Here is a 4,261-nt window from a genome sequence, read left to right on the forward strand (position 1 = left end):
GCCGTGATCTCTCCCATCATAGCGTTGACCGAAACGATGCGATTTACTCACCAGATCATCCATTATTTCGGGTTTGATGAGGACATTAAAATCTTGAGCAGAGTTGACTGAACGGTGAATTAGATATTGAGAAGGGCGTGTGCCGGAAGAATGGTGAAATTCATTACATCCCGGGGTAGAGCGGGGGTGACTATCCCGCTGTCTGACTGTGGCATGTCTATATTGCCCACGCCCTGAAGAAGGGGCATGGCCATTCGGTTGGTTGTAACCGTTACCTGATCTTGCGTATTGACCACTGATACCAGCAGAACTTCTATCCATAATTATATTTCATTAATTAATGAAAATATAAAAAGCAGACTGCTGTTCTGCCCAGAAGTTCATTTTGCAGAAAAGTTTACTTGAGTCATGATGGGAGGAAGGCGATTACTGGCTGCCTGTTTCTTCCTCTTTGCCGGGTTGCTTCGCTCTGCTAAATGTTCTTCACCAGTCACGTATGCAGCATCTGTCCACCCTCTTTTAAGTGATACAGAGTCATGACCCTGTGGCGGGATGCCTGTCCTGATCTTTATTTGATCAATATAGGGTTTCATTAAATCGTTGTTCAAAAGCTGGTTAGTCGGGATTTCAATGACCTCAAATCCTGCTTTTTGCAGCAGTGCGATTTTCAGCAGAGTCGCACCATTCCTGGTGTTGAAATCACCACCTACGTAATGAGAGGGGCCCTGAACTTCAATCACTATGTTGTGATCTGGCAGAAGCAGGTCAACCGGAGGTAATGAGTTCAGACTCTTTTCTTCTTCGATCTTTAAAGATGGAATAGATGATTGGAGTTGATCGCGAAAGTCGGCTTGGGTTTTTGAAATGTTTGTCTGGTAATGGCGAACGAATAGACAGGCTCTGCCAAGCCAACTTGCAGCCATGGTAATGATGGATTGTTCCTCTTCATTGTTTGGCGATGTATTTTCCAGGCGAGTGAACAGGTCATCCATGTGCTTTTTAAGCACGTTATTTTTATGGGCATTGGAGTCTAGAGCCAATCTGGCACAGCATACCATTACGGCCCAGAGAGACATCGATATATCATGCTGAGATAACTGAGGGTTCTCACTGATTCTACAGACAAGCGATTCGAACGTAGAGGTAGCCAGGTTCAGCTCAATGAGTTCACCCAGTTTGGCCGTGGCCCACAGCAGGTTGGCAATACCCTGGGCATTAAATTGGTCTTTCTGTGCGTTCACGAGGGGCAACAGCGCGACCACAGCCTCGTTGAGCCCTGGTGTTGGCTCCTGCCCGTTGTCCACCAGTTTCGCCATGGCCCACAGCAGGTTGGCGATTTCCTGTGGTTTAAAGTTAGCTTTTTGTACGATTACGCAGGTCAACAGCACAGCCACCGCTTCGTTGAACTCTGGTGTCTGCTCGTGTCCGTTGTCCACCAGTTTCGCCATGGCCCACAGCAGGTTGGCGATTTCCTGTGGGTTAAAGTTAGCTTTTTGTACGATCACGCAGGTTAACAGCGTAGCCACCGCTTCGTTGAACTCTGGTGACTGTTCGTACCCGTTGTCCTCCAGTTTTGCCATGGCCCACAGCAGGTTGGCGATATGCTGGGGAATAAATTGGTCTTTCTGTGCATTCACTTGGGGCAACAGTGCGGCCACAGCATCTTTGAGCTCTGGTGTTTGCTCCAGCCCGCTGTCCACCAGCTTCGCCATGGCCCACAGCAGGTTGGTGATTTCCTGTGGTTTATAGTTAGCTTTCTGTGCGTTCACTTGGGGCAACAGCGCGGCCACGGTCTTTTTGAGCCCTGGTGTTCGCTCCAGCCCTTTGTCCACCAGTTTCGCCATGGCCCACAGCAGGTTGGTGATATGCTGAGGAATAAACTGGTCTTTCTGTACATTCACGTGGGGCAACAGCGCGACCACGGCCTTGTTGAAATCTGGTGTCCGCTCCTGCCCGTCGTCCACCAGTTTCGCCATGGCCCACAGCAGGTTGGTGATTTCCTGTGGTTTAAAGTTCGCTTTCTTTGCGTTCACTTGCGGTAACAACGCGGTCACGGTCTCGTTGAACTCTGGTGTCGATTCCAGCCCGTTGTCCACCAGTTTCGCCATGGCCCATAGCAGGTTGGTGATATGCTGAGGAATAAATTGGTCTTTCTGTGCGTTCATGTGTGGCAACAGCGCGGCCACGGCCTCTTTGAGACTTGGTGTCTGCTCCTGCCCGTTGTCCACCAGTTTCGCCATGGCCCACAGCAGTATGGCGATTTCCTGTGGTGTAAAGTTAGCTTTCTGTACGTTAACCAATAGTGGGTCCACAGCTTCTTTGAGCTCTGGTAACCGCGCCTGCCCGTTGTTCACCAGTTTTGCCATGGCCCACAGCAGGTTGGCGATTTCCTGTGGTTTAAAGTTAGCTTGCTGTGCGTTCACTTGGGGCAACAGTGCGGCTACAGCATCTTTGAGCTCTGCTGTTTGCTTGTAGCCGTTGTCTACCAGTTTTGCCATGGCCCACAGCAGGTTGGCGATATGCTGAGGAATAAATTGGTCTTTGTGGACGTTCACGTGGGGTAATAGCGCCGCCACGGCCTCTTTGAGTTCTGGTGTTCGCTCATGCCCATTGTCTATCAGTTTCGCCATGGCCCACAGCAGGTTGGCGATTTCCTGTGGTTTAAAGTCAGCTTGTTGTGTGCTCACGCGGTGTAACAAAGCGACCACGGCCTCGTTGAACTCTGATGTCCTTTCCTGCCCGTTGTTCACCAGTTTTGCCATGGCCCACAGAAGGTTGGCGATAGCCTGGGTAGCAATATCCCTGGCTGGAAGTTTTTGGTTGCAGTTAAATATTATTGCATCAAGTAGCGTTGACAATAAGCTAGCCTGAGTAAGTTTAACTCGCTCATCCATGGGTTTATGAAGGGTAAAAACACCCGCTGAAGTAAATGAGTGCAGTGTTGTCGTCAGGCTTCGCCAATTCCAGCTCCGGGTTGCGGTAAAATTTTGCAGCAACCGCACCAGCTGGCTTTGTTCTGTTCGATTTAACGGTCTTTTAGCCGCTGACGTGTATTTTTTAATTGAACTGGCATATTGCCCGTGATTTCTCCCATCATAACGATGACCGAAACGATTCGATTTACTCACCAGATCATCCATTATTTCCTGTTTGATGAGGGCATTAAAATCCTGAGCAGAATTTACTGAACGGCACTGTAGATGTTGATAAGAGCGTGTGCCAGAAGACTGATAATATTCATTGCGACCCGGTGCAGTGCGGGGGGGATTATCCCATTGTCTGACTGTGGCATGTCTGTACCGCCCGGGGCTTGAAGAAGGACTATGGCCATTCGGCTGGTTGTAACCGTTATCAGATCTTGTGTATTGATCACTGATACCAGTAGAACTTCTATCCATAATTATATTTCATTAATTCATGAACATATAAAAAGCAGACTGCTGTTCTGCTCAGAAGTTCATTTTGCAGAAAAGTTTACTTGAGTCATGATGGGAGGAAGGCGATTACTGGCTACTTGTTTTCTTCCTCTTTGCCAGGTTGCTTTGCTCTACTAAATGTTCTTCGCCAGTCACGTATGCAGCACCTGCCCGCCTTCTTTTAACTGGTACAGAGCCATGACCCTGTGGCGGGATGCCTGTCCTGATCTTTATTTGATCAATATAGGGTTTCATTAAATCGTTACTCAAAAGCTGGTTAGCCGGGATTTCAATGACCTCAAATCCTGATTTTTGCAGCAGTGCGATTTTCAGCAGAGTCGAACTATTCCTGGTGTTGAAATCACCACCTGCGTAATGAGAGGGGCCCTGAACTTCAATCACCATGTTGTGATCTGGCAGTAGCAGGTCAACCGGAGGTAATGAGTTCAGACTCTTTTCTTCTTCAATCTTCAAAGATGGAATAGATGATTGGAGTTGATCACGGAAGTCGGCTTGGGTTTTTGAAATGGTTGTCTCGTAATGGGGGACCACCGGACACGCTCTCCCAAGCCAACTTGCGGCCATGGCAATGATGGATTGAACCTCTGCATTTTCTGGGGATGTATTTTCCAGGCGAGTAAACAGGTCATCCATGTGCTTTTCAAGCACGTTATTTTTATTGGCATTGGGAACCAGAGACAACCTGGCACACCAAACCATGACTCCCCAGAGAGACATCAATATATCTTGCTGAGAGAGCTGAGGGTTTTCACTGATTAGGTAGACAAGCGATTCAAACGTGGATGTAACCATGTTCAGCTCAACGAGCTCACCCAGTTTCGCAG

3 protein-coding genes are annotated in these 4,261 nt (G+C 48.4%); all 3 read right to left on the bottom strand.

What is annotated here, in order from left to right; genetic code table 11:
- The coding region (locus ACO6V1_RS22595; RefSeq protein WP_422468719.1) for a hypothetical protein at positions 1-321 on the bottom strand (321 nt) is incomplete at its 3' end.
- A 59-nt stretch (positions 322-380) separates the two neighbouring features.
- Positions 381-3,398: a DUF1601 domain-containing protein gene (locus tag ACO6V1_RS22600; protein ID WP_422450801.1), complete on the bottom strand. Its 3,018-nt coding sequence runs from the start codon at positions 3,396-3,398 to the stop codon at positions 381-383.
- Between the two features lie 105 nt (positions 3,399-3,503).
- Positions 3,504-4,261 (bottom strand): RAP domain-containing protein (locus tag ACO6V1_RS22605; protein ID WP_422468721.1); only part of this gene is annotated, 758 nt, incomplete at its 5' end.

This window comes from Endozoicomonas sp. ALC013 (assembly GCF_049310205.1).
Classification (GTDB): domain Bacteria; phylum Pseudomonadota; class Gammaproteobacteria; order Pseudomonadales; family Endozoicomonadaceae; genus Endozoicomonas.